The 24013-nt window shown below is 43.4% G+C and carries 28 protein-coding genes; 26 read left to right on the top strand and 2 right to left on the bottom strand.

Translation table 11 applies throughout. The features are described 5' to 3' along the window. Positions 1-34 precede the first annotated feature (34 nt). From HF638_RS00140 to HF638_RS00120, 5 genes are all read left to right on the top strand, one after another. A complete protein-coding gene (locus HF638_RS00140) occupies positions 35-571 on the top strand; it encodes a GNAT family N-acetyltransferase (protein WP_169478385.1) in 537 nt (178 codons plus the stop codon). 82 nt (positions 572-653) lie between these two features. After that, positions 654-1184, top strand: a complete 531-nt coding sequence (locus HF638_RS00135) for an AAA family ATPase (protein WP_169478384.1) — start codon at positions 654-656, stop codon at positions 1182-1184. Positions 1185-1213: 29 nt separating this feature from the next. Further along, the gene (locus HF638_RS00130) at positions 1214-1567 is read left to right on the top strand and encodes a DUF952 domain-containing protein (protein ID WP_211175443.1); all 354 of its coding nucleotides are present in this window, start codon (positions 1214-1216) and stop codon (positions 1565-1567) included. A 74-nt stretch (positions 1568-1641) separates the two neighbouring features. Further along, positions 1642-2127, top strand: coding sequence for a GNAT family N-acetyltransferase (locus HF638_RS00125; RefSeq protein WP_348982066.1), 486 nt, complete (start codon positions 1642-1644; stop codon positions 2125-2127). A gap of 12 nt (positions 2128-2139) precedes the next feature. Beyond that, the gene (locus HF638_RS00120) at positions 2140-2670 is read left to right on the top strand and encodes a P-loop nucleotide/nucleoside kinase family protein (RefSeq protein ID WP_169478382.1); all 531 of its coding nucleotides are present in this window, start codon (positions 2140-2142) and stop codon (positions 2668-2670) included. Between the two features lie 108 nt (positions 2671-2778). On the opposite strand, the gene HF638_RS00115 is transcribed toward HF638_RS00120, so the two are convergent. Continuing rightward, on the bottom strand, positions 2779-3366 hold the full coding sequence (locus HF638_RS00115) for an SMI1/KNR4 family protein (protein ID WP_169478381.1): 588 nt from the start codon (positions 3364-3366) through the stop codon (positions 2779-2781). Positions 3367-3654: 288 nt separating this feature from the next. Here HF638_RS00115 and HF638_RS00110 point away from each other — a divergent pair, with 288 nt between their 5' ends. From HF638_RS00110 to HF638_RS00045, 14 genes are all read left to right on the top strand, one after another. Continuing rightward, positions 3655-4026, top strand: coding sequence for a hypothetical protein (locus tag HF638_RS00110; RefSeq protein WP_169478380.1), 372 nt, complete (start codon positions 3655-3657; stop codon positions 4024-4026). A gap of 126 nt (positions 4027-4152) precedes the next feature. After that, entirely contained in the window at positions 4153-4509 is a 357-nt protein-coding gene (locus HF638_RS00105; protein ID WP_169478379.1) for an NIPSNAP family protein, read from the top strand. 20 nt (positions 4510-4529) lie between these two features. After that, positions 4530-5030 carry a GNAT family N-acetyltransferase gene (locus tag HF638_RS00100; protein ID WP_248277988.1) on the top strand — a complete coding sequence of 167 codons (501 nt, stop codon included), beginning with the start codon at positions 4530-4532 and terminating at the stop codon, positions 5028-5030. 286 nt (positions 5031-5316) lie between these two features. Next, positions 5317-5886 (top strand): P-loop NTPase family protein, encoded by a 570-nt coding sequence (locus HF638_RS00095; protein ID WP_169478378.1) that lies wholly within the window; start codon positions 5317-5319, stop codon positions 5884-5886. A 145-nt stretch (positions 5887-6031) separates the two neighbouring features. Next, positions 6032-6466, top strand: coding sequence for a GNAT family N-acetyltransferase (locus HF638_RS00090; protein ID WP_169479103.1), 435 nt, complete (start codon positions 6032-6034; stop codon positions 6464-6466). 352 nt (positions 6467-6818) lie between these two features. Next, positions 6819-7352 (top strand): GNAT family N-acetyltransferase, encoded by a 534-nt coding sequence (locus tag HF638_RS00085; RefSeq protein WP_169478377.1) that lies wholly within the window; start codon positions 6819-6821, stop codon positions 7350-7352. Further along, the gene (locus tag HF638_RS00080; RefSeq protein ID WP_248277987.1) at positions 7349-7789 is read left to right on the top strand and encodes a hypothetical protein; all 441 of its coding nucleotides are present in this window, start codon (positions 7349-7351) and stop codon (positions 7787-7789) included. The genes HF638_RS00085 and HF638_RS00080 overlap by 4 nt, the downstream gene beginning before the upstream one ends. A gap of 246 nt (positions 7790-8035) precedes the next feature. Beyond that, a complete protein-coding gene (locus tag HF638_RS00075; RefSeq protein ID WP_169478376.1) occupies positions 8036-9064 on the top strand; it encodes an alpha/beta fold hydrolase in 1029 nt (342 codons plus the stop codon). Between the two features lie 29 nt (positions 9065-9093). Then, the gene (locus tag HF638_RS00070) at positions 9094-9510 is read left to right on the top strand and encodes a hypothetical protein (protein WP_169478375.1); all 417 of its coding nucleotides are present in this window, start codon (positions 9094-9096) and stop codon (positions 9508-9510) included. Between the two features lie 208 nt (positions 9511-9718). Continuing rightward, positions 9719-10906: a glycoside hydrolase family 5 protein gene (locus tag HF638_RS00065; RefSeq protein ID WP_169478374.1), complete on the top strand. Its 1188-nt coding sequence runs from the start codon at positions 9719-9721 to the stop codon at positions 10904-10906. 205 nt (positions 10907-11111) lie between these two features. Beyond that, a complete protein-coding gene (locus HF638_RS00060) occupies positions 11112-11651 on the top strand; it encodes a GNAT family N-acetyltransferase (RefSeq protein ID WP_169478373.1) in 540 nt (179 codons plus the stop codon). A 169-nt stretch (positions 11652-11820) separates the two neighbouring features. After that, positions 11821-12096, top strand: coding sequence for a hypothetical protein (locus tag HF638_RS00055; protein WP_169478372.1), 276 nt, complete (start codon positions 11821-11823; stop codon positions 12094-12096). Between the two features lie 21 nt (positions 12097-12117). After that, the gene (locus HF638_RS00050) at positions 12118-12912 is read left to right on the top strand and encodes an aminoglycoside phosphotransferase family protein (protein WP_169478371.1); all 795 of its coding nucleotides are present in this window, start codon (positions 12118-12120) and stop codon (positions 12910-12912) included. Between the two features lie 19 nt (positions 12913-12931). Continuing rightward, positions 12932-13354 carry a DUF1801 domain-containing protein gene (locus tag HF638_RS00045; RefSeq protein ID WP_169478370.1) on the top strand — a complete coding sequence of 141 codons (423 nt, stop codon included), beginning with the start codon at positions 12932-12934 and terminating at the stop codon, positions 13352-13354. Between the two features lie 205 nt (positions 13355-13559). Here the strand turns inward: HF638_RS00045 and HF638_RS00040 are convergent, their stop codons facing one another. Beyond that, positions 13560-15824, bottom strand: coding sequence for an FAD-dependent oxidoreductase (locus HF638_RS00040; protein ID WP_169478369.1), 2265 nt, complete (start codon positions 15822-15824; stop codon positions 13560-13562). A gap of 145 nt (positions 15825-15969) precedes the next feature. Here HF638_RS00040 and HF638_RS00035 point away from each other — a divergent pair, with 145 nt between their 5' ends. The 7 genes from HF638_RS00035 to HF638_RS00005 all read left to right on the top strand — a co-directional run bounded on the left by HF638_RS00035 (position 15970) and on the right by HF638_RS00005 (position 23815). Further along, positions 15970-16737 (top strand): helix-turn-helix domain-containing protein, encoded by a 768-nt coding sequence (locus HF638_RS00035; protein ID WP_169478368.1) that lies wholly within the window; start codon positions 15970-15972, stop codon positions 16735-16737. Positions 16738-16924: 187 nt separating this feature from the next. After that, complete coding sequence (locus tag HF638_RS00030; protein WP_169478367.1) at positions 16925-18745, top strand: sensor histidine kinase; 1821 nt, start codon at positions 16925-16927, stop codon at positions 18743-18745. Between the two features lie 70 nt (positions 18746-18815). After that, positions 18816-19667 carry a response regulator transcription factor gene (locus HF638_RS00025; RefSeq protein ID WP_169478366.1) on the top strand — a complete coding sequence of 284 codons (852 nt, stop codon included), beginning with the start codon at positions 18816-18818 and terminating at the stop codon, positions 19665-19667. Positions 19668-19835: 168 nt separating this feature from the next. Continuing rightward, positions 19836-21152, top strand: coding sequence for an ABC transporter substrate-binding protein (locus HF638_RS00020; protein ID WP_169478365.1), 1317 nt, complete (start codon positions 19836-19838; stop codon positions 21150-21152). Between the two features lie 267 nt (positions 21153-21419). After that, a complete protein-coding gene (locus HF638_RS00015) occupies positions 21420-22301 on the top strand; it encodes a carbohydrate ABC transporter permease (protein ID WP_036670532.1) in 882 nt (293 codons plus the stop codon). Between the two features lie 78 nt (positions 22302-22379). After that, positions 22380-23210, top strand: coding sequence for a carbohydrate ABC transporter permease (locus tag HF638_RS00010; RefSeq protein WP_062835992.1), 831 nt, complete (start codon positions 22380-22382; stop codon positions 23208-23210). 128 nt (positions 23211-23338) lie between these two features. Beyond that, positions 23339-23815: a GyrI-like domain-containing protein gene (locus HF638_RS00005; protein WP_169478364.1), complete on the top strand. Its 477-nt coding sequence runs from the start codon at positions 23339-23341 to the stop codon at positions 23813-23815. The last annotated feature ends 198 nt before the right edge of the window (positions 23816-24013 follow it).

Raw genomic sequence — 24013 nt, 5'->3', positions numbered from 1 at the left:
TGATATAACAAAAAAAAGGAAGGGGCAGATATATATGATTACATTCCAATACTTTGAACCAAAAGATTTTGATCAACTGATCGAATGGAGTGGGGATGAAGCGTTTCTGCTCCAGTGGGCCGGCCCTCAATTTCAGTATCCACTGTCCAGGGAACAACTATCTGATTATTTGGATGGTGCGAATGATAAGAACACTTCGAATAAGTTCATATATAAAGTGGTGGATGAATTCACTCAGGAGATTGTGGGCCATATTGCTCTTGGTGGTATCGATCGATATAATCGTTCAGGACGCATTGGTAAGGTACTCCTTGGCAAGCCATATCAGGGTAAAGGATATGGGAAGCAAATGATTGATGAGGCACTTCGAATTGGATTTGAAGAGGAAGATTTGCATCGGATCAGCTTGGGTGTTTTTGATTTTAATATCTCAGCCATCCGATGTTATGAGAAAGCGGGCTTCGTGCAAGAAGGACTTATTCGTGATGCCAGAAGATATGAAGATACATTCTGGAATCTAATCGAGATGAGCATTTTAGAAGATGAATGGAAAAGAATAAACGCCACTTAATGCAGAAGGAGCATACCCTTGCGAGTAAAATCTCGACTCCATAGTTGTGCTCTTTTGTAACATTCAGATTGGGAGTGATGAAATGATCATCATGATTAACGGAGCGTTTGGTTCCGGAAAAACTTCGGCAGCAGAAGCGCTTCAGCCTTTGATAGCAAACAGTATGATCTATGATCCTGAAGAAATTGGTTACATGCTCAGAAAACTTCTCCCGGAGAATTGCAGAGAGGAGAGGGAACGGACGGATGATTTTCAAGATATCGAACTATGGAGAATTCTAACCGTAAAGACGGCTAAAGAAGTAAAGCAGAAATACAAAAAACACTTAATCATCCCCATGACCATCTATAAAGAGGAAAACTTTCATTACATCTATAACGGGTTAAAAGAGATCGATCAGGACATTCATCATTTTTGCCTAACGGCTACAGAAGAGACAATTTATCATCGTTTGGCTAAACGAGGAGATGAATTTGGAGGCTGGCAGCATCAACAAGCACCAAAGTGTGTTGAGGCTTTCAAGGATGAACAATTTCAAACTCACATTGCTACAGATCATCTGGAGACCAGTGAAATCATAGATATCATATTGAAGAAAGTCCTATCCAAATAATTACCATTCGTTTTTAATAGGAGGGGTTTATGATGATGATTGTACATGTACTCTTAAGAAAAGAATGGGAAGCCGCGTTGATCAATGGGGTATACAGAGCAGCATCCTTAGAAAAAGAAGGTTTCATTCATTGCTCACCTGTAGATAAGATTGTAGCTGTGGCTAATTATAATTACCTTGGGACAAAGGGGTTAGTATTACTTGGCTTGGATGCATCTAAAATAAAATCCAAAGTTGTATGGGAAGATCTGTATAATGAAGGCAGGGAATATCCTCATATTTACGGTGAGTTAAATCTAGACGCGGTGGTTCATACATATGATTTTGAGCCTAATGAAGAAGGGAGATTTTCGCTACCTGCTGATTTAGAGGAAATGCAGTGAGTTCGGATTTCTTAGATAGACGCTGGTATCGTTGAAGAAGATGAACAGAAGAGGATGGATGGTAATTGACGATAGTGAATTTTGAAGAGGTAACCGAGCTGCATCTCCCTGAAATTAGAGCTATTTATAACTACTATGTATTGAATACAACCATTTCGTTTCATACGGAGGAATTAGATCTTGATCAGATTAAAACCTCTGTGATGAACAAAGATACGCGTTATAAAACTTACGTAATCCTTGAAAACAATCAAATGATGGGCTATGTACTGATCACCCAATATAAGAGTAAACAGGCATATGATATTTGCGGAGAAGTCACCATATATCTAAAGCACGACATTTTGGGAAAAGGCTTGGGGAAACAAGCATTACGTTTTATTGAGAAGGTTGCAAAAGAACAAGGATTCCATACCTTAATTGCGACGATTTGCATGGAGAATACCAGAAGTAAATCATTATTCGAGAGAAATGGTTATGAACAATGTGCTCTATTTAAAGAGATCGGATATAAATTTGATAGAAAACTGGATATTGGAAGTTTCCAAAAGATCTTGTAAGGAGAATAGGAAATGAGTACAAACCTTTATATTATATCTGGTCCCGCTGGAGTAGGGAAATCTACAACTTCAAAGCTGCTGGTTCAGACTTTAGAAAAAAGTGCATACATTTCTGGAGATGCGGTTAGTCACTTTCCAGTTAAAGGGCGAGGTAAACCTTGGCTTGATAAGGATACACACGACTTAACTTGGAAAAATATATCTAGTCTAGTGAAAAACCTATTGGATTATGGATACGATGTAGTTTTGGACTATGTAGCTTTTCCGGAAGACGTTAATAGATTAATAACAGAATTAGCATACTATAATGTGCGCATAATTTATGTTGTACTCATGGTTGATCGTCAAACCATTATTCGTAGAGATCGCTTAAGAGCAGAAGAGTATCAAATGAAAGAAAGAAGTGTAATTCTGCTTGATGAGTTTGAAAATAATCTGGATGTGAAAGTAGATAACAAGCTGTATACTAATCATTTCACAGAAGAACAACTACCTGAAATAGTAAGTGAAATTATAAATAACGAGAAATATCGATTGAAATAATCCGTACTTCGTCACTTTGTATGATTAATTGTAAAAGAGACAGCGAAAAAGCTGTCTCTTTATTCATCTAAACCAATTTATGTTTAACTTTATACAAACCTACCGAAGTTACTCTTCTTCGTTTAGAAAAACAAAACCACTGTCAACAAGCCCCTGTAAATACTCGTCAAAGCTGTTTGCAATCACTACATATTCGTCAGGGTCGTGCAAAAAGCGAACAATTTGACCACGTACACCTTCATCAGTAGGGTTAAAATCAATATAAAGTCTGGATGTTCCACCATTATTCATACAGTCTGAAAAGTGAATGTATTTCCCTGGAAGAAGCCCCTCACGATTGATCTTAGAGTCAACGGCATCCTCTTCATCTTCGTATTCTAAAAGATAAGAGACGTCTTCTTCATTTTTTGAACTTTCGAGCATTTGTTGGGTAGAGAGTAAGTAATATGGGTATCTACCTTCTCCAACATCTGAGCCTAGAATACAAACCGTAATTTCTTTATCTCCGTACTTCCTCCAATATGTACCATCAATATTTTCAAGTAAACCGATGAGTGATTCTGGACAATTTGGATATTTTGATCTTAATGTAGTTATATCTTCTTGTGTAGCACCGCTCGCTGTATTTAGTTCTTCAAGTTCTTCTGTTGATAATGATGCTCTCAATCCATTTAAAAATTTGTTCACCAAATCCATTATGTTGACCTCCCAGTCATAAAATATAAAGCAATTATACGCAGATAAAGTAAAAGTACTGCGTTGGTGTGAAGAATCTTTCCCCTACAATATGTTATGAATACTAAGATCAGTTTATCATTTTCTCTAGTTTATTGATAACTACAAGTATTAATTATAGATCTGATGATAAAGGGGCATGGGATTAACTGCTAAGGTTGGATAGACCCTCCCATGCTTTCGTAGTACAATTATGTAAGTAATTGGAATGGTTGGTCTTATAGTAACGATATAGAGGAGCGGAATACATTGTCATTACATATGTTCGTAGGAATTGGCCTGGTTTTATCATTATTGTTCCCCACAAATTCAGTTAATGCACCCTCGTCCGTTCAACTCATCCATTCTACAAATCATAGTAGTTATGCTTCTTATGAAAAGACCTTTACAATGGACCCTGATAACGGTGAGGATGCGCATCTGTGGATTGAAAATACCAGTAAGAGCAATCTTTATATGAAAATTACCGTGGGCAATAACACTCCACTTGAAGTTCCGATTGATAAAGGAACTCAAAAAAAAGTGAATTTGGCTGTAGGGAGAACAACAGACTTCAAAGTTTATGTTTTCAGCAGTACAGGACATAAAGTTGATATAACGATCAGTGCACGGCAATTTTAAAAGATATGATGGGCATTTTATGAGGGTTCTGCTCACTAGCTCATCAACCAGGGTGTGAGTGAATGAAAATCTTCTATCATATTTGAATATTTATGAATACGATTACATTGCATGAGGGGGAAGATAATGATATATCGGAGAAAAACCTATATTATTGCGACTTCTTTTGTAGAAGAGTTCAACGCTCTATTTAATGATATTTTGCTGCCATCTCAATTGAAATACGGATCAAGACTTATTGGGAGATGGCACACACCAATCGACGATGAAACCAGCGAAATTTTTGCGATGTGGGAATACGATACCCTTGAACAATACGAAGAGATTGAGAAAAAGATAAAATCAGATACAGAACACGTAAAGCGAGTTCAAGCCCGTTTTGATCAGATTGGAAGACATCGGTATAAAGAAGTAATTCGTGACGAGATAAGGCAAGCGTTTTTCACATCGACAGTAGATCGCAAACAAACGATTTTGAAGTGAATACAAAAGGAGCTGAGAGAATGATGGAGACAGAACGACTTATGTTTCGGAAATATACCAAAAATGATTTTGATTTACTTTTTGAGATGACAAGTGAGCCGAATATGATGAAGTTTATAAGACATGGAGGACCCTGGACGAAGGAAGAAACCATGCAAAGTCTGGAAAAGTTCATTAACTGGAATAAAGACGATAAGGGGCTGTTACTCGCATTCAATAAAGAGAATAACAAGCTAATTGGTACCTCTGGACTCATTCCTCAAATCATTGAAGGCACGGATGAGCTTGAAGTCGGTTACTGGGTTGTAGAGCAACACTGGGGAATGGGTTACGGATACGAACAAGCAAAAGCATGGAAAGAACATGGTATGGATCACTTGAAACAGAGACGATTAATATCGTTAATTCAACATGGCAATGTGGGCTCTATGAAAGTTGCGCAAAAGAATGGCATGAAACACGAGAAGGATGTAGACATCATTGGGAAAAATGTAGCAGTTTACTCGATTGAGGTGAAGTGAATATGACTCCATTTCCTGAACTAGAAACCAAAAGATTGCAGCTAAGAGAGATTAGACAGAGTGATTCCCAAGACATATTTCATATTTTTTCTTCAGATGAAGTAACAAGATTCTACGATGTAGAAAGTTTCACGAATATGTGAAGAAGGCATATTAAAAGAAAATTATTATTGGAAAGATCGATTTGTTGATAATGTCCTCTATGCATTTTTGAAGAAAGATTATAAGCCCAACGGATTAAGCTAACAGACTGATGAATGAAGATAACAGTTTGCCAGGAGAGTGTATGAGAATTCGAATTATTGGATCTTGCGGGAGTGGGAAATCAACATTAGCCAAAGAATTGTCGGATCAATACGGTATTCCTTACTATGAATTAGACAATCTCATCTGGGACAGAAGCGCCGAAAATCTGAGATATCCTGAAAGTGTTAGGGATGACTCCGTCCTATCTATTGTTCGTTCAGATGCCTGGATCATCGAAGGAGTGCAGTACAAAGATTGGACTTTAAAATCCATACAAAAAGCGGATTTGATTTTTGTATTAAATCCTAATGTTTTCATCAGAGATTATCGAATTATCAAGAGATTTGTATTGTCCAGATTGGGTATGCAAGCGTGGAATTATAAGCAGTCATTCAAGAACTTATGCCAGATGATTGTGAAGTGGAACCATCAATATAATATAGTTGCAGCTATAGATGTGATTAACGAAAACAGCAAGACAGCAATGATCACTAGAAATAAAAAACAAGTTATACAGATGATTGAACACCATTTGGAAGTGGTTGCGAGTGAGAGTAAAAAAAATGATACAGGTAATCAAGGGTTGCTGAAAGAGGAGATACCGTGGTAGATAAGCATGTTGTTCATTAGTGAGAATAGAACCAATTCAGATGATGAAGTGATATACAGGTTAGAAATAAAATGAGAAATCCTGAAAGTGTATACGATTACATGAGTTGGTTTTCTAAGTGAGGGGGGCTTAAACATTGAATAGTATGAATGATGAGGACGAATTACAAATTGTATTTGAAGATAATGAAGAAGATTATAAAACCGTTTGTAATAACTTATATAACTATAATCTTAAAGAAAGCAAAGGGTTATTAACTAAACCCGGAAGAAGTATTAATTTATTTTTGAGAGATAAGACAGGTAAGGCAGTCGGTGGGATTTTCTGTGCTACATATTGCGAGACATTATATATTGATAACTTTTGGATAGATGAAGAACACAGAAAGAAAGGATACGGGAAATCTTTAATTATGCAAGCAGAAAGCATGGCTTCTCAATTAGGGTACAAGCTTTCACACACAAGTACATTTTCTTATCAATCTCCGGAATTCTATCAGAATATGGGCTATAACGTGTTTGGAATCATTGATGAATATCCTGATGGAATCATTCAATATTTTTTGAAGAAAAGATTATAGGACGAGTACCACAATTGTTTATAGGAGATGAAAAGAACTGGCGAATAAGAATAAGGGACTCATCATGTCACTGTTACTTTTATTGCTTTTAGTTTTGTTGTGGAATTCCTTTCGAACTTCAATTTTTGAAGCAGTTACTGTTCAAAAAATTAGTGAGAATGAGATGATTGTAATTAATTTTGATAACATTGAAAGAACAATAACCGTTCCAATGGATATGTCAAAATTAATTGAAGAGAACAAGGAATACACTATTTTGTACGATAAAAGAGTTTTTGATAAATACAGACTTCGATCTATAAAACCATAAGAGTCTAGAAATATTAATCGGGAAGGAGGAAGAGCGACGACCATGATAACGTATAGAACGTTGACCCTTGATGATGTGAACCAGTTGCAGGAAATAGATCGTTCGGAACATATTGATCTCATATATGAAATGAGAGAGAACGAATTGGTAGAGCTAGAACAAGATCATGAGTGCTCAAACTGGGATGCAAAGCTGTTGGAGGAGATTCAAAAACGATATGTGTATGAACTAGAACAAGGCGGCATGGCGTATGGCGCTTTTGCTGAAGATCGATTAATTGGGTTCGGGGTGCTGGCACATCAATACAGAGGCAGAGAACGTAATCAATTACAAATTGACCTAATGTATGTCTCTCAGGCGTACAGAAGACAAGGTATTGGAAAACGTATTCTGAACCAGTTAAGTGAAGAGGCCAAAAAACGTGGAGCGCGGTATCTGTATATTTCCTCCACAGAGACGAGATCGGCGGTATCCTTTTACAGAAGCCAGGGAAGTCAGATTGCAAGCGATATTGATCCAGAACTCTACGACAAAGAGCCGAAAGACATACACATGATAAAGGAGCTGGGCACATGACAACGGTTGGCATACTCGGAACCATTCATAATCCAGAACTCAGGGAGCGATATCATTGTTCCCTTTCCCTTTACAAGGATGTGATTCAAGAGTTTAAGCCAGATATTATTTGCGGTGAAGTTCATCCACAGAGCTGGTTGAGGTATCTGAAGGACAAAAATGATAGAGGATACTGGGGAGAACCGGCCAGTGAGTATTGGGATTTGATATTGCCTTTGTGCGAGGAGCAGAATATCACATTTGTCCCAATTGATTGGTTTGAATTGGATGTGTGGAATGCTTTTGAACCATTCAACGGCTATTCGAGCGAGGAACGAAAAGAACTTGAACAACGGGATGATGACTGCTTTGCGGAGCAAATGGAGACGTATAGGTTCGGCGAGATTCCTTTTAATTCAAATGAATTCGATCGCGTAACCAAACAAAAATATGAATGATTGTATCAGGTAAACCCGAAGGCACAGAACTTTCGCTGGGTTGTGCGTAATCAGATTATGATTCAAAGAGTCAAAAATACAATTGAAGCTCATCCAGGAAAAAGAATACTCTGTATTATTGGAGCTGATCACAATTACATCTTCCAAGAAGAGCTGATGAAAGAACCTGTTGAATTGCTGTATCCGTTACGGTGAAGGAACCGTTGGTAGAATTACAACTGAAACTGATTATTTAAGGAGCATCACATGCGCAAAAAAATAAGTAAGATACTCAAGTACAGCATATTGAGTATGATTTTATTGGTTATAGTAGCTCTGATATTTCCTACATGGACACCCAAAATTAAAGATGAAAACAGCATCAGCATGTTAGAGCAGGTCGAAATTAACGGTGCAGCACATGAAGTCATGATCAGGGGTGTTGATCGGAGTAACCCTATCCTGATTTTTGTGCATGGTGGGCCTGGATGCTCTGAGATTCCTTACGTTAGGAAGTATCAACAGGAGCTTGAGCAACACTTCACTGTGGTCCATTACGATCAACGTGGGAGCGGAAAGTCATATCATTTTTCTGAAGATTACTCGAATCTGACAACAGATGTATTAGTAGATGATTTGTTAGCGTTAAGGAATTATGTAACTGAGGAGTTAGGTCAAGAGAAGGTTATATTAATCGGTCATTCATTTGGTACATACATCGGGATGAAAGCTGCGGCTAAAGCACCTGATCAGTTTCACGCTTATATAGGCATTGGGCAGATGGCAAATACACTTCAGAGTGAGCTAGAAAGCTTGGAGTACACGCTAGAACAAGCGAAACAAGCCGGTAATGCAGAGGACGTTAAAAAACTGGAGCTAGTTCGAGGTTCGATCGAGCAAGGAGAGGAACTTACACCTAGAATTCTTGTGCAAAAGTATGGTGGTGCCGCTAGACTTATCAATGAGAATAGAGATTATATTTCAGGATTCCTTTTCAATCCCGAATATAATGGGCTGGATATCATTCGCTATTATACAGGGGTTCTGGGTTCACAAGAAATCTTACTGAGAGAAGCATTGAATCAAAATTTACCCGACATAGTTGATCATCTGGAGATTCCTACTTATTTTGTGATGGGTAAATATGATTATATGACCACTGCGAATGCAGCACGTGATTATTTTGATGTATTGGATGCACCGATCAAAGATTTCATTGTATTCAATGAGTCTGCGCATTACCCACAGTTTGAGGAGAAAGAAAAATTTGTACAGTGGTTACGAGAGGTATTCTAAAAAGAGGCCTAGAGAGGAGCAAGATCATATTGTTAATCCCATTCATTGAGCTTGAAGAAGAGAGTGATGAGAGTTACCGGTGCTATGTTCTGCAAAATGCAGTGCAAATATTTAAACATTCCATACAGGAGGAGGATTTAAACGACGTCCGAATATATGTGTCCACGAATACACAATTAGATTCGATTGCTAATAAAATAGAAGACTATGTTAAATGGTTTTCAACTTGTGAGACTGTCTTTCGAGAATACTATGAGAACGAACTTCATGAAAAGGTACATAAGGACTGGTTTAATGAAATTGAAGTGTACCGTGTAGATATAACATTTAACAGCATAGCGGATTACGGCGCAACAATATCGTGCGGAGACAACATCCTGCAAGATCACATTATGATTGTTGATTTTGATAAAGAGCGAATCCAAGCAATCAAATTAAATGGTTAAATGGAGGTTTTTGTAACAAATAGTCAAAAATCAGGAGAAAGATAGTGCTTTATTTTCCAAAAATGTGTTATTATGTTGTGGTGAGAGAATATTTCTTTTGTTTGATCGATAGAGAGGAGGGCGCGAATACTCGTATCATTCAATCTGTATAAATAGATTAACTGGACTGCTTGAGGAAAAAAATAATAGAATAAGCGGAGGTATGGGTATGTTCAAAAAATGGAAGAAGTTTGGCATCAGTAGCTTGGCGCTAGTATTACTGGCTACGGTGGCCTTTACCGGATGGAGCGCTAAAGCATCAGCAGCGGACGCTTCGCAAATCGTGTCTGAGATGGGTGCAGGATGGAATCTGGGCAACCAGCTGGAAGCAGCGGTGAACGGTACACCGAATGAGACAGCTTGGGGCAATCCTACGGTGACTCCAGAGTTAATCAAAAAAGTGAAAGCTGCTGGCTTCAAGTCCATTCGTATTCCAGTCTCCTATTTGAACAACATTGGAAGCGCTCCCAACTATACAATCAATGCGGCATGGCTGAATCGAATTCAGCAAGTCGTAGATTATGCGTACAATGAAGGTCTGTATGTCATCATCAATATTCATGGCGATGGATACAATTCCGTACAAGGTGGATGGCTGCTCGTGAATGGTGGCAATCAGACTGCCATCAAGGAAAAGTATAAAAAGGTGTGGCAGCAGATTGCTACCAAGTTCAGCAACTACAATGACCGTCTGATTTTTGAATCCATGAACGAAGTATTCGATGGCAACTATGGCAATCCGAACTCGGCGTATTACGCCAACCTGAATGCCTACAATCAAATCTTTGTGGATACGGTTCGTCAGACTGGAGGAAACAACAATGCCAGATGGTTGCTGATTCCGGGCTGGAATACCAATATTGACTTCACCGTTGGTAATTATGGTTTTGCTCTCCCAACAGATAATTTCAGATCCTCGGCAATTCCTAGTTCGCAGAAGAGAATCATGATCTCGGCGCACTATTACTCTCCGTGGGATTTCGCAGGTGAGGAAAACGGAAATATCACACAATGGGGTGCAACAGCTACAAATCCTGCCAAAAAGTCTACTTGGGGACAAGAGGATTATCTGGAATCACAGTTCAAGTCCATGTACGATAAATTTGTGACTCAAGGCTATCCTGTGGTGATTGGTGAATTCGGTTCGATTGATAAAACGTCTTACGATTCAACCAACAATGTATATCGCGCTGCCTACGCCAAAGCAGTTACAGCAAAAGCCAAGAAATACAAAATGGTTCCTGTTTATTGGGACAACGGGCATAATGGTCAACATGGATTCGCTTTGTTTAACCGTTCAAACAATACCGTGACGCAGCAAAACATCATTAATGCGATCATGCAAGGCATTCAATAATTTCCTATCTATCTGTTTCCGTGTAAACGGCATGTTCCTGCAAAAGGAACATGCCGTTTTTTTGTGCTACCCGAAGATGAAGATGAGCAATATTTACCAATGCATTTTACATAAGCCATATACAGAATTCATTAAATCCCACACTACCTTTTATATACTTAATTTGCTTGATATAGCGGACTAAAAGGACTAGGTGGTAGACAGAATGTTAAAAAAACGTGATTTGCAGGAATGCCATTCACTGTACAGCTTAATGATGGACCCCGCAGTTTCTCCTTACGTTCGTTATGCATGCCAATCGTATGAAGAATATCTATTCCTGACCAAACAATTGATGGCCGAAGAAGAACAAAAGACGGTGATTTCCCGCACGATTTTGAATGAAACTGGCCAGCCTATTGGTACCATTGATCTGTATCATATCGAGCATCAAATGGGTTTCTTAGCCACATGGATAGGATCGCCTTATTTTGGGAATGGGTACAGCCAAAGAGCGAAATCAACCTTTTTCGTTGAGCTATTTCTGGAACATGACATTGAAACGGTATTTATGAAGATTCGTAAGCAAAATATAAGGTCCAGAAAAGCGGTAGAAAAACTGCCTTACGTGAAATTAGCTAATGATGTCTACTCCGATGTATATCAATTCATCAATGCCAAGGAGCAGATCTATGATCTGTATCATGTAGAACGGTCAGCCTTTTTCAAAAATAGTATGGATCTGAACCACGTAGTAGCTACGTAACCTGTTCAGAGAGCGTACAACAGCGCCGTCAGTAATGACGACGCTATTTGCTATGATGAAATTGGATGAGGTTCCGTTGATATAAATGCAGGAATATGGAATAGAGAACCGAAAGACTTTAAGTAGATAACTTCATAAATAGTGGACGGATAATAAAAGGAGGCTTGACATGAATAATATCAACAAGATTTTGGGTGTAATTCTCATGCTTGGCAGTGTGTTTATTGCGACGATGGAGAGAATTACAATAAGAGTATCAGCCGCCATTGTAGAAGCAGGTTATGCTTCAGGGGGGAATAACGTACCTCAGTTTGCTCAGACGAATGATAATTCAACAGGGTTACTCGTATACTTCATGTTCTTGGTTGGATTTGTACTATTGGTAGCGGGATTTCCGGGGAGTTATAAGAAAAATCGTAATCATGCCCATACCAAAGAAGTTTAGCTTTATTTAGGAGGGATGAGATTGTCCGAACATGAGGAAGAATTTACGGGAGGTAATGTGAATCAGGTTATCAGAATAGGCGAGACGGTTCGCCGGCATGCGAAACCAAATCCATATGTGCATGAACTGCTTTTACATCTCGAAAAATTTGGTTATACCCATTCTCCTCGATTTCTGGGAATAGACGAACAGGGGAGAGAAGTACTTTCTTACCTTGAGGGCATCGTTCCAGGCAATGAATACCCTGAGATCGAAGAGTATATGTGGTCAGACGAATCTTTGATCGAAATCGCTAAACTGTTGAGAAGTTACCATGATGCGACTGTTGGATTCACACCAACAGCAGAGTCAATGAACAGATATCCGGGGATAACTGTACCTGAAGTTGTATGTCATAACGATTTTGCGCCGTATAATACGGTGTACAAGGGTGGACGTCCTCAAGGAATTATTGATTTTGATATGGCAGGTCCGGGTCCGCGAATGTGGGATATCGCTTATGCCTTGTATACATCCGTTCCACTCGCAGATTTTTCACCAAAGATGGATGGAAAAGGTGTTGTACCTTACACTAGCCAGGAGTACGGAACTGTTCGAAAAGAACGTATTGCATTATTCATGACTACGTACGGGCTGAGTGTGCCAGCAGATTTGAAGGAATGGGTCATATCCCGTATCCGTTTTATGTGTAAAACACTGACTGATCGTGCGTCTGCCGGGGAACTCGCTTTTATAAAAATGATAGAAGAAGGTCATCTCGCACATTATGAGAAAGAGCTTACCTTTCTGGAAAAGCATTTTGATGACTGGACCTAATTAAGGAGTGATGGCTTCAGTGTACAAACCAAAAACAACCATAACAGACCAAAGTGTCATTGAATTTATTGAACTGATTGAGAATCCAAAGAAACGTGAGGACGCCTATCAATTATTGGATATTTTCACGGAGACGACAGGTTATGATGCAAAAATGTGGGGACCGAGTATTATTGGATTCGGTGCATATCATTACAAATATGAATCGGGTCACGAAGGGGATGCACCTCTAGTGGGCTTCTCGCCACGAAAGGCGAAGATTAGTTTATATTTTGCCACAGGGGATAGCGAGCGAGAAGATCTATTAAAGGACTTTGGAAAACATATGACAGGCAAAGCGTGTGTGTACATCAACAAGATAGCAGACATCGATGTGGATGTGTTGAAAGCGCTAGTTGTACAGTCTGTCCGGTTTCTCAAAGAAACCTATCCGGATCAATAGAATAACTCGACAAGCTATCTACACACACTGAATAACTTGAGATAAGAGACCGCGTCTCTCTTCGCCATCACATATGTGACTAATGTTTAAACAGGCTGTCTTGCAGGTTAAGACAACCTGTTTTCTTTGAATTCTGATCTCATTCATCGTATATGTTGACCAGTGCCAGGATCAGCTATCAAAAAAGGATACGCTAAGATTCCTCCTACCGTGTAGATTCCCCGTACGCTCGAATCTCGATTAACTCCGCGTACCTGCTGCCATTGGTGGCATCAATGCTTACCCTAAGCGCCTGTGCATCCACAGGTATATCCAGGGAATGAATGATTTTTCTTCTGCGGTTTTCCGTTACACTTACAATCTCGATCCATTCCCCAGACCCACTCAATACTTCCACCCGATAATCGCGCACAAGTTCAGGCATGACGCGGAATATTGTGCGATGATGATGCAAATTAACCAGGTCCTCGTTCACATCATCGTTGAACGTCAAGTGCAGTTCAGCCAAGGTCTGTGGCCCTTCCCATGTCAGTTGCACCCATTCCGGCTTGCCAGACTGTGTCGGCTGCGACATCCACTGCTGCGGCCCGCCGAACGGGCGATGGTAACCGTTGATTGTGTTGTCTGCTGAATAGGCCATGGTCTCAGAGAGGGTACGACAGCAGAATGGCTGACGTGCCAACCCTTGCATGGACCATAATACGACAGGCTGATCTGTGGCGTGGTCCTCCAGATTTTTGGACACGTGGTTATCTTCTGTTCTGAAGAAGATCAGCACCCCGCTGTGTGCTTCCGTGGAATGGTAGAGGGTGACGGCTGCATTCGCCTTGATGATGATAAAAGCATTCTGCGGTTCTTCCGGTCGCCATTCGAGCGGAAGCTTCACCCACTGCGCGGTTCCCGCCGTCACGTTAACGGTCGCCGTGACTTGTAACGAATGCGGGACGTAGTTCTCCTTACGCCCCGTATCCCACAGCTCTACCGTCAGCGTGGTATCGCTGGATGCATCCAGCAGCAGCTCCAGACCGCTGAGCACTGGATGCACAGGCAGCAACAGGGCAACATCCGTACCTAGCGGGTACGTCTTGCCAGGCTGCTCCAGAGCGATGCCCGTCAGTGTGCTGGAGGCTGTAGCCTTGGCACGCCGGGCCAGATCCAGCTCATCGTGGCTGCGCACCCCGATGATGGATGCGTCCTGCCGCAGCAACGTCTGCTGCAGCACCGCAAGATGCCTCGCGTGCAGCTCGCGCGGCGACACCCCCATGGCCGCGCAGAGCGCAGCGCCCGTACCCGCGGCTTCGCCGATGACCGCGCATGTGGCCATGACGCGCGTCGTGCCGAAGGCGACATGCGATGCGCTGATGTCGCGTCCGGCCATGAGCATATTCCGCACATTCGCGGAATACAACGAGCGGAACGGCACGTGATACACGCCATCGGCATGCATATGCTTCGAGCCGCTCGCTTCAGCATACATGCCCTGCGGAGGATGTAGGTCAATGGACCAGCCGCCAAAGGCAACAGCGTCCGGGAACTCCCGCTGGCTAATAATATCGTTCTGGGTGAGCACATAGTCACCCGTGAAGCGGCGGTATTCCCTTTTGCCAGGCAGCGAACCGATCCACTCCAGCGTCATATGGTCGGCTTCGAACTTGCCGGAATTCTTGATATAGTCCCAGATCCCGTAGATTACGGACCACAGCTCATCACGGATCAGCTCATTGTCATGTACGGTGTCATGTTCACCGCCCCATTCAATCCACCAATAATGACAACCGGAATCCCCGCTGCGAATGACCCGGCGAATCGGAATGCTCGTCTGCGTGATATCCTTGGCAAAAGAGGGCGGGATATAACGGACAGGCGCGCCCGTATCCTTGGTATAAAAGAGGAGCGTACTTCCCAGCGTGATCTGATCTGCCACCTCCGGTGCCCACTCTTCACCATATTCGCTGCGGGCTTCCCGGCCGAGTGCAAACTTAGCTCCAGCCAGGAAGCCCACCAGTCCATCGCCCGTACAGTCCAGATAGATCTGACTCTCGAATCGGATTTTGCGTTCAGAACCCATCATCCACCCGGTAACGGAGGTAATCATGCGTTCCTCTCCATCTCCAGTGGCCTCGACTTCATGGACATCCGTGTTCAGGTACAGGGTGATGTTGGATTCAGCTCGAACGGCTTCCAGAATCACCAAGTCCCATAGATAGGGATTGCCCTCCGGATTACGATATTGATTCTCTACAAACAGTTCTCCCATGATGCCTGTCTCGCGGGCATAGCGATTAATGCCGTGGGCGGTAGCGCCACAGACCCATACCCGTACTTCGCTGCTGGAATTGCCGCCGAGCACGGGTCGATTCTGCACCAGAGCAACCTGTTGGCCCAGTCGTGCCGCAGATATAGCCGCGCATACGCCAGCAAGCCCGCCCCCGATGACGGTGATATCTGGTTTAACGAGTTCGTGTTTCATATGAACACCTCTCTCATTGAATGTTAAGGAGCTTAAGCTCACATTTCATATCTATAATTTCATAATAGTTCTATATATTTACTTTTCAAATACACTATATTATCATCGAGCATATACTTTATTTCACAACGAAGGCAGGTGTGTCATGGACCTCCTTAATCACATCTACTGGAAGAAGAAAGCTGAATTTGCTCTGGCAGAAGATATCTACAACGCTTGGGTGGTCTTTGCTGTTGAAGAGGGCGTATTCCGTTACGAGATTGGGGGGCAGACCGGAGAGGCGGGTTTCGCTGATTTGGTGTTGTGTCCACCCCAAGTGCCTTTTCGCAGAGAGACGATAACCCCGCTAACGTTTCACTATATGCAGTTCAGTTGTGACGCTGCAGAGCATGAGTGTCTTCTACCGCCAATCGGCAAATCACAGATTAATGATACGAAGCGGCTAACTTCAACATATGCTTATCTGCGTCAGGCGAGTGAGGACAACGATGGGGATACAACAGGGTGGAAAACCCATCTGATGATGGATTTGTGGCAATTGTATCAATGGGAGCGCAGACAGAGTAGGCTGATGGAACGAAAGTTTACCGAAGATGCTCTCATGTCTGAAGCGGCCGTTTTGTTAGAGGAGTGGGCAGGAGAGGCGGTCAGTCTCCGAGCATTGGCCGAGCGTCTGGCGTTGAGTCCAGTCCAGCTCACCCGAAGGTTCCGGGAGGCTTTTCAAGAAACACCATCCGATTATCTGAAAGCGATCCGTCTCAAAAAGGCAAAAGCCTTGCTGGCAGATAGCCGTCTCACCCTTACGCAGATCGCCGAGAGATGTGGGTATGAGAACGGATTTTATCTGAGCCGCGTATTCTCGTCCACCTTGGGAATCAGCCCCTCGGAGTATCGGAGACGACATCAAGTGTGAGATAAGGGTCCCGACCATCCATCCTCTCCATCCATTTATGTCTTACACCAATAGAACATATCTGTGCATTTCTCTTGAGTGCAGACAATGAATATCACAAATCCATGCAAATCATTCGACTCCGGCTGTAAATGGCAGGCAGGTGCTATAATGGGGTGATTAATTGTAGGGGAGCGAGAGCAAAGGAATGAAGAAGCCAAACTGGAAGAGTTGGTTGCCACAGCGGCTCAGGTACCGTCTGTTCGGTGCATTTGTGGTGTTGATTCTCTTGCCGTTCAGTGCATTGAATGTCTACAATTATCAGCAGATTGAATCCCTGGTCGAGCAGAAAATCAGTGAACAGAGTCATGAGCAGCTGGTGCAGATGTACCGCTCTCTGGAGGATCAGATGAGTATTGCCTTCAAAACGCTCATTTTTCTGGAACAGGATTCTGCGGTAAGAAGTGTGCTCACCTCCCCGGACAGTCGTACTCCGCTTGAGAACAAGTCGCTGGTGGAAGAAAAGTTCAAGATGATCAACAACAGTTTCTTTCTATACAATCCTTCGGTGTACTTTACCTTGCTGGATTTTTATGATAGCGTTTACACTTCGTATTTGCCCAAAAAAGCACTGGCTTATGGCCCCTATTTGGAGCAATTCCGCGAGCGTCTTGGAGAAATAACTATCTCAAAAACGGGTGCAGATTCGCACCCGCTTCAACCAGAAGAACTCTTTTATCGCTGGGATGCCCGGGATACCAACCACGTGCTCAGAGAGTTGTCCTCCAGCCCGTATCTGTTGTCGCTGTATGCCTACATGAAAGATAGCGGCGGCAAGCGGTACGGACTGGCTCGGATCAGCATTGATTACTCCTACTGGTTCCAAACGATGCTGAAGGATTCACAGAGTAACCGGGAGTACTTTTTGATTACAGGTAGCGGAGAGACCATTGCCCGTTCATCCAAAACAGCGGCGCTTTCCCCAGAGGTTACGCGTGAAATAGCTCTTCATCCGGCACAGGCTTATCTGACTGATGCAGCCTCTGATACGCTTATTAACTACGTGTACATTGAATCACTGGACTGGTATATGGTGAATCGCATTCCGCTGTCCATCCTGTTTACAGAGATATCCGAGCTTAAGCAGCGTTACTTTTTGACCTTTTTTGGTTTCACAGGCGCATTTGTGCTGATGGCTTTTATGATCTCGGCGACGTTTACGCGCCCTTTATCGCATTTACAGAAACAGATGAAGGATGTCGTCCGCAAAAACCTCAAGATTCGTATTCCTGAAGGCCACAGCCGTGGCGAAGTGCTGGAACTGACACGTACGTTTAATACGATGCTGGATGATGCCAATCAGATGATCAACAGACTCAAGACGGAGGAACGGCAGAAGGAAGCGGTACATTTTCATATGCTCTTGGCTCAGATGAATCCGCACTTTCTCCTGAACACGTTGAATACAATGAAATGGAGTGCGATCCGCAGTGGAAATGAAGAAATCTCAGAGATGTGTGTTTCCCTGGGAAAATTGCTGGAAGTCAGCCTGAATTCACAGGTCGAATTGGTGTACCTGAAGGATGAGATCGAGTTGGTTCAAGCCTACCTTCATATCCAACGGATTCGTTATCGGGACAGCTTCGAGGTGACTTGTGAATTTGACGATAAGCTGGAGTATGCGCTGGTGCCCAAGCTGAGCTTGCAGCCACTGGTGGAGAATGCCATTCACCACGGTGTCGGACCACAGGAGCAGCTTGGTCAGATCCGTATCAGCATTTATAGGCAAGACACAGGAACACTGATGCTGGAGGTGGCAGACAACGGAATCGGAATGGAGGAATCCCGGCGTCTGCAGGTCACCCGGACGCGTCCGGGGATCGGCCTGTCTAACCTCAGGGAACGATTGAGGTTATTGTTCAAAGGTCAAAGTAAACTTGAAATAATGGATAATCAACCAGGGACATTAGTGAGGTTCAGCATTCCTTTTTTGTTGTCGACGCCTTACGTACAGAAGCGGTCTGACTAGAGACGTGTCTGAAAACTCGCGCTTCGGAGTTTTCAGACACGTCGCGGACGACTGGAGAGGGGAATCTGGAATGTGGAAGGTACTACTTGTAGAGGATGAGGTATTCGTACGAGAATCGGTGCGAGAGATTATTTCCTGGGAGGAGCTGGGCTTCACGGTCATCGGAGAATCCGGTAATGGGACCGAAGCGCTGGCGATGATCATTCAGGATACACCGGATCTGGTGCTGACTGATATTGTTATGCCGGGTATGGACGGTCTGGAATTACTCAAACAGACTCGTCAGGCCGGGCTGAAGACCAAATTTGTGATGCTCACCTGTATGGGGGAGTTCGAATATGTACGCCGTGCAATGGAATACGGGGCTTCCAATTATATTCTGAAGCTGTCCATGAGTGTGAATTCACTGCGCGATACCTTGCGTAAAGTAAGTGCGGAACTTGGTACTTCGACGGAAGTTCGAACGGATGCAGACCATCATGGAGTGCCATCTCCACCTCCGCTAATCACATCAACGCCTGATTCGCCTACTTCACTGATGGTCTCTTCTGCGCCCGCGTCTGAGACGGATCTTCCGTTCACACCTGTTCGTGAGCTGGTTGTGAAGCATCCGGAGATTAGCAAAATAATTGAGTACATTGGACAGCATTACGACCAGGACATTACCGTCAAATCCATGTCACGATATGTGATGATGGGCGAGAATTATGTGAGTGCTTTGTTTAAAAAGAAAACGGGCCATACCCTCATTCATTACTTGCACGGGGTACGGATGGAGAAAGCGGCTGAATACTTGCGCGAGACGGATCTTCCTGTACAGGAGATTGGTTATCGGGTAGGGTTCGGAAGTGATAATTATTTCATCAAAATATTCAAGCGTTGGACCGGTTGCACGCCCAGTCAGTATCGCCATCGCTCGTGACTCACAGGATGAGTAGAAGGAATATGTGTACCAAGTACTCAGGCAAGCACAAGTAAATCCGTATTTTTGTTCAATCCGAATCATGGATATGTATCTTATGAACCCAGCAAGGTCCCTGCTACGATGTAACGGAAGGTACACTTCAATTCAGGGAGGTCATGTGACCAGATGAGAATCAAAAAAGGATTAACCGGGTTAATCGTAGGTGCGCTGATGCTGAGCTTGCTTGCCGGCTGTGTAGGTAAAAATGAGACGAACGGTGGAGATAACGGAGGTGGAGCGGCAGGTGGGAAAGTGAAGCTCACCATGTGGGGCGCCGTGCCGCCCGAGAATGGTCCACAGGAAGTGGTGGATACCTGGAATGCGGAGAATCCTGATATTCAGGTGGAATATGTACGGTTTGTGAATGACGATGATGGCAACCTGAAGCTGGATACGGCGCTGTCCACTGGGCAGAACGTTGATTTATATGTCAACTACACCCTCACGAATCTGGATAAACGTATCAAGGGTGGAACAGCACTGGATCTGGGCGAATTCACGGACTACAACATTGATGAGAAAATGGGTGAAGATGCGGCTTCCTGGAAAGTGGACGGAAAATACTACGGAATGCCGACCAAGAAAAATGCTGCTTTCTTCGCCTTAAATATGAAAGCGCTTGATCAAGCGGGGCTGAGCGTACCGACAGCCTGGACTTGGGATGAAGCCCGTGAATATGCACTCAAGCTGAAGACGGCTGGCTTCAAATACGGATTGGTGCAGCATACCGCTTCCTATGTAGACCCGCTCGATTCCGTTCTGGTGAAGAATGGCTATGTTAAGGCAGATGGTACTTCCAACCTCGATGATCCGCTCGTCACAAAATGGATGGAGACATTGAACGGAATGATGAAGGAGGATGCAACTACGCCACCACTTGGCGAGCAGTTGACTTCCAAAATGCCGGTGGAGAACATGTTCCTCGGCGGTGAGTCTGCCATGATTAATATCGGTGAATGGCTGATCCGCACATCAAACAATATGACCGAGTTCCCGCGGGATTGGAAAATCGCCTTTGCCCCTGTACCGAGACTGGCTGCACAAGAAGCAGATATGGTGAAGAGTGGAGGACTTGGTGACTTTATTGCGATCAATTCCAAGTCGAAAAATAAAGAAGCTGCATGGGAGTTCCTGAAATGGTACGCCGATGGAGGAATGATGCCGATGGCTGCTGGTGGACGTCTACCTTCCTCGAATGCGGTTGACCAACAGACTGCCATTGATCATCTGCTAGGTGATTATGCCGATTCCTATGACAAAGAGTCACTGGAATTCGTGTTGTACGGTGATGAGACACCTACGTTTGTTCGCAGCATTGCGCAAGAGGTGGTTGATTTGCGTGCACAGGAGTACGAAAAGTTCTTCCTTGGTAACCAGACTGCTGAAGTTACGGTTCAGAACATGGTCAAACGCCATAATGACTGGCTGAAGCAGAATCAATAGAATGCGAATGCACTGAGTCCAAAGGCCGTCCCAATGGGGCGGTTTTTTCTATATAAGTAATAGTTCAATAGAGAATTAGATGTATGGCATTAGCTAGGGCTTTCCGGGCTTAAAGGAAATAGAACAATTCCATGTTGCTTCCCTCCCCAAAGACACTGCCGAAATACATATATCTGTGATATCAGGTACAGGGTTATGTTCCTTAAATGTTAGAGGACATCTTGTTATGCTTAATTCCAGAACAGATGTTAAGGAGTGGGGGAGCATATGCATAAATCCTGGATGAAACGGCAGAGCAGGCTCGGGTATCTGTTTATTGGGCCCAATATGATTGGTGTGCTGTTGTTTTTTATTATACCGGCTGTCTATTCGTTCTATCTCATGTTCACTGATTACAAATTCATGAGCCCAGAGACGAATTTCGTCGGACTGGACAATATCCGCAGAATGTTGAATGATGATCTGTTTGGGGTGGCGCTGCGAAATACATTTGTATTTCTGTTAGCGGTTCCGGTATCGATGGGGTTGGCTTTTATCGTGGCCGTGGCGCTGAACAAGTCCGTGTACTGGCAAAAAACGTTGCGTGCCCTCTATTTCATGCCCTATATCACCAGCGGTGTTGCCATCGCCTTTGTCTGGATGCTGCTGTTCCAGCCAACGTCGGGGCCGATTAACGGTTTCTTGCGGGGAATCGGTATTACGAATCCACCGGGCTGGTTATCAACAACGGAGTGGTCCATGTATGCAATTGATATCATCTGGATCTGGTTCATGCTGGGTTACAACATGATTATTTATCTGGCCGCTTTGCAGGAAATTCCGGAGGAATTGGTTGAGGCTGCACGGATTGATGGAGCCCGTCCCTGGCAGACGATACGCCAAGTGATCTGGCCGCTTGTGAGTCCCACGACCTTTTTACTGCTAATTACCGGGCTGATTATGACCATCAAGAACTTTGGTATTATCCAGGCAATTACTCAAGGTGGACCGGGGAACAGTACAACCGTGCTGTCGCTTTTTATCTACCAGAATGCCTTCCGATATTACGAGATGGGATACGCTGCCGCCATAAGCTGGGCACTCTTTGCCATCATTATGATCTTCACTGTTTTGCAGTGGCTCGGTCAGAAACGTTGGGTTCACTATTAAGGAGGGGAGGGAATCGTTATGGAGAAACCAATTACCTCGAACGCGAAGCCCACAGCTCCGCAATCACCTAAAGTCCGCATGGAGTCCTTGACGCAGATTCGGAGAATCATACTGACGCTTCTGATGGCCGGTTTTGCCTTACTGATGATTATGCCGTTCATCTGGATGATCAGCACGTCGTTCAAATCTCCTGCGGACGTATTCACCTATCCCATCCAGTGGATACCCTCCAGCCTGAACTGGGAGCATCATATCAAGGTCTGGAGTGGGGCGGATACCTTTGCGACGTATTATCTGAACTCGTTAAAAATATCGCTAATTAGCACGGTCGGAGCTGTATTTCTCTCGGCTTTTGCAGCCTATGGCTTCGCACGGATTCAATTCAAAGGTCGGGAGACATTGTTCCTGATCTATCTCTCGATGATGATGGTGCCTCCGCAGGTGCTCTTTGTACCAAAGTTTCTGATGTTTGAGTGGGTTGGCATATATAACACGCATTGGGCCTTGATCCTGCCCGGAATGTTCACAATCTTTGGGGTGTTTATGCTGCGGCAATTCTTCCTGTCGGTGCCTTCGGAAATTTCGGAAGCGGCGTTCATCGACGGTGCTGGACACTTGCGTATATTCTTCAGGTTGATTCTGCCCTTGGCGAAACCTGCGCTGGCTACGCTGGCGATTATCGACTTCTCTTGGCACTGGAATGATTATGAGAACGCGCTCGTGTTCCTGATCGACAAAGACCTGTACACCGTGCCGCTCGGATTGCAGAACTTTATTCTGGAGAACAATGTAGACTACAACGGCATGATGGCCGCTGCCACGGCAGGCATTATTCCAATGATTATCGTCTTCCTGGTGGGACAGCACTATATTATCCAGGGTGTGGCCGGAAGTGCCGTGAAGGGGTGAAGCTGCTATAACTGTGATCCCATAATATAACCCTTTTGCTGAACGAAGAGATTTTCGCGGCAGAAGGGTTTTCTGTTGAAAGGGAGAATTAATCTAAGATCTGAGTTTATCAATTGGAGGAGATTCTTATGGAAATGAAAGTCATCACTTTGCCTGCTTTTCACATTGTAGGATACTCAATCGAAGCGACTATAGAAGAGTTCGAATCGGGTCTGGGCAAGAGCCACTATCATAAGCTTGTTGAGAGAAAAGATGAAATTCAACATCGAAAAAATGACAACGTCATGTTGATGCAGATGTATCCGATGAAAGAGGATTTCAACGCAAAGGTTGATAAATTTACACATCTAATAGGATATGAAGTAACTAGCTTGGAGAATGTCCCATCCGAGATGATAAGTCATGAGGTCCCTGACAGCAAATATGTGACGTGCACACATCGAGGGATTGAGTCAGAGATTGGTGATACATACGATTATGTCTATGGACAGTGGATCTGTGAGAACGGACTTAAACCCAAAGATTATGATTTTGAAATTTGGGATGAGCGTTATCAACCGGAAAGTACCAGCAATGAGATTGATATATATGTAGCTTTGCAGTGATTTTATGGGGATTCATGGGACACATTTAAATGAAGGAAGAGGATGTTGTTGAAGCTGAGTATAATCATATTTATTGTTTTTATATTGGTTGGTGTTTCTTCGTTCTTTTTAACCTTTTTCCCTAGGGCGTGTCTTCAAACTGATTAAATGGTAATAGATGGGTTAATTATATTAAATGAATACACGATACGAAATTCA

Source organism: Paenibacillus sp. SZ31 (assembly GCF_012912005.1).
GTDB lineage: Bacteria > Bacillota > Bacilli > Paenibacillales > Paenibacillaceae > Paenibacillus.
The sequence above is the reverse complement of the archived record's forward strand: the minus strand, read 5'-3'. Positions and strand labels throughout refer to the sequence as shown.

Coding starts and splice junctions, on each gene's coding strand:
- HF638_RS00140 (WP_169478385.1), top strand. CDS start 35: ATGATTACATTCCAATACTTTGAACCAAAAGATTTTGATCAACTGATC.
- HF638_RS00040 (WP_169478369.1), bottom strand. CDS start 15,824: ATGAAACACGAACTCGTTAAACCAGATATCACCGTCATCGGGGGCGGG.
- HF638_RS00135 (WP_169478384.1), top strand. CDS start 654: ATGATCATCATGATTAACGGAGCGTTTGGTTCCGGAAAAACTTCGGCA.
- HF638_RS00020 (WP_169478365.1), top strand. CDS start 19,836: ATGAGAATCAAAAAAGGATTAACCGGGTTAATCGTAGGTGCGCTGATG.
- HF638_RS00115 (WP_169478381.1), bottom strand. CDS start 3,366: ATGGATTTGGTGAACAAATTTTTAAATGGATTGAGAGCATCATTATCA.
- HF638_RS00090 (WP_169479103.1), top strand. CDS start 6,032: ATGAATGATGAGGACGAATTACAAATTGTATTTGAAGATAATGAAGAA.
- HF638_RS00065 (WP_169478374.1), top strand. CDS start 9,719: ATGTTCAAAAAATGGAAGAAGTTTGGCATCAGTAGCTTGGCGCTAGTA.
- HF638_RS00055 (WP_169478372.1), top strand. CDS start 11,821: ATGAATAATATCAACAAGATTTTGGGTGTAATTCTCATGCTTGGCAGT.
- HF638_RS00120 (WP_169478382.1), top strand. CDS start 2,140: ATGAGTACAAACCTTTATATTATATCTGGTCCCGCTGGAGTAGGGAAA.
- HF638_RS00085 (WP_169478377.1), top strand. CDS start 6,819: ATGATAACGTATAGAACGTTGACCCTTGATGATGTGAACCAGTTGCAG.
- HF638_RS00130 (WP_211175443.1), top strand. CDS start 1,214: ATGATGATGATTGTACATGTACTCTTAAGAAAAGAATGGGAAGCCGCG.
- HF638_RS00025 (WP_169478366.1), top strand. CDS start 18,816: ATGTGGAAGGTACTACTTGTAGAGGATGAGGTATTCGTACGAGAATCG.
- HF638_RS00010 (WP_062835992.1), top strand. CDS start 22,380: ATGGAGTCCTTGACGCAGATTCGGAGAATCATACTGACGCTTCTGATG.
- HF638_RS00035 (WP_169478368.1), top strand. CDS start 15,970: ATGGACCTCCTTAATCACATCTACTGGAAGAAGAAAGCTGAATTTGCT.
- HF638_RS00060 (WP_169478373.1), top strand. CDS start 11,112: ATGTTAAAAAAACGTGATTTGCAGGAATGCCATTCACTGTACAGCTTA.
- HF638_RS00005 (WP_169478364.1), top strand. CDS start 23,339: ATGGAAATGAAAGTCATCACTTTGCCTGCTTTTCACATTGTAGGATAC.
- HF638_RS00015 (WP_036670532.1), top strand. CDS start 21,420: ATGCATAAATCCTGGATGAAACGGCAGAGCAGGCTCGGGTATCTGTTT.
- HF638_RS00080 (WP_248277987.1), top strand. CDS start 7,349: ATGACAACGGTTGGCATACTCGGAACCATTCATAATCCAGAACTCAGG.
- HF638_RS00100 (WP_248277988.1), top strand. CDS start 4,530: ATGATGGAGACAGAACGACTTATGTTTCGGAAATATACCAAAAATGAT.
- HF638_RS00030 (WP_169478367.1), top strand. CDS start 16,925: ATGAAGAAGCCAAACTGGAAGAGTTGGTTGCCACAGCGGCTCAGGTAC.
- HF638_RS00095 (WP_169478378.1), top strand. CDS start 5,317: ATGAGAATTCGAATTATTGGATCTTGCGGGAGTGGGAAATCAACATTA.
- HF638_RS00105 (WP_169478379.1), top strand. CDS start 4,153: ATGATATATCGGAGAAAAACCTATATTATTGCGACTTCTTTTGTAGAA.
- HF638_RS00075 (WP_169478376.1), top strand. CDS start 8,036: ATGCGCAAAAAAATAAGTAAGATACTCAAGTACAGCATATTGAGTATG.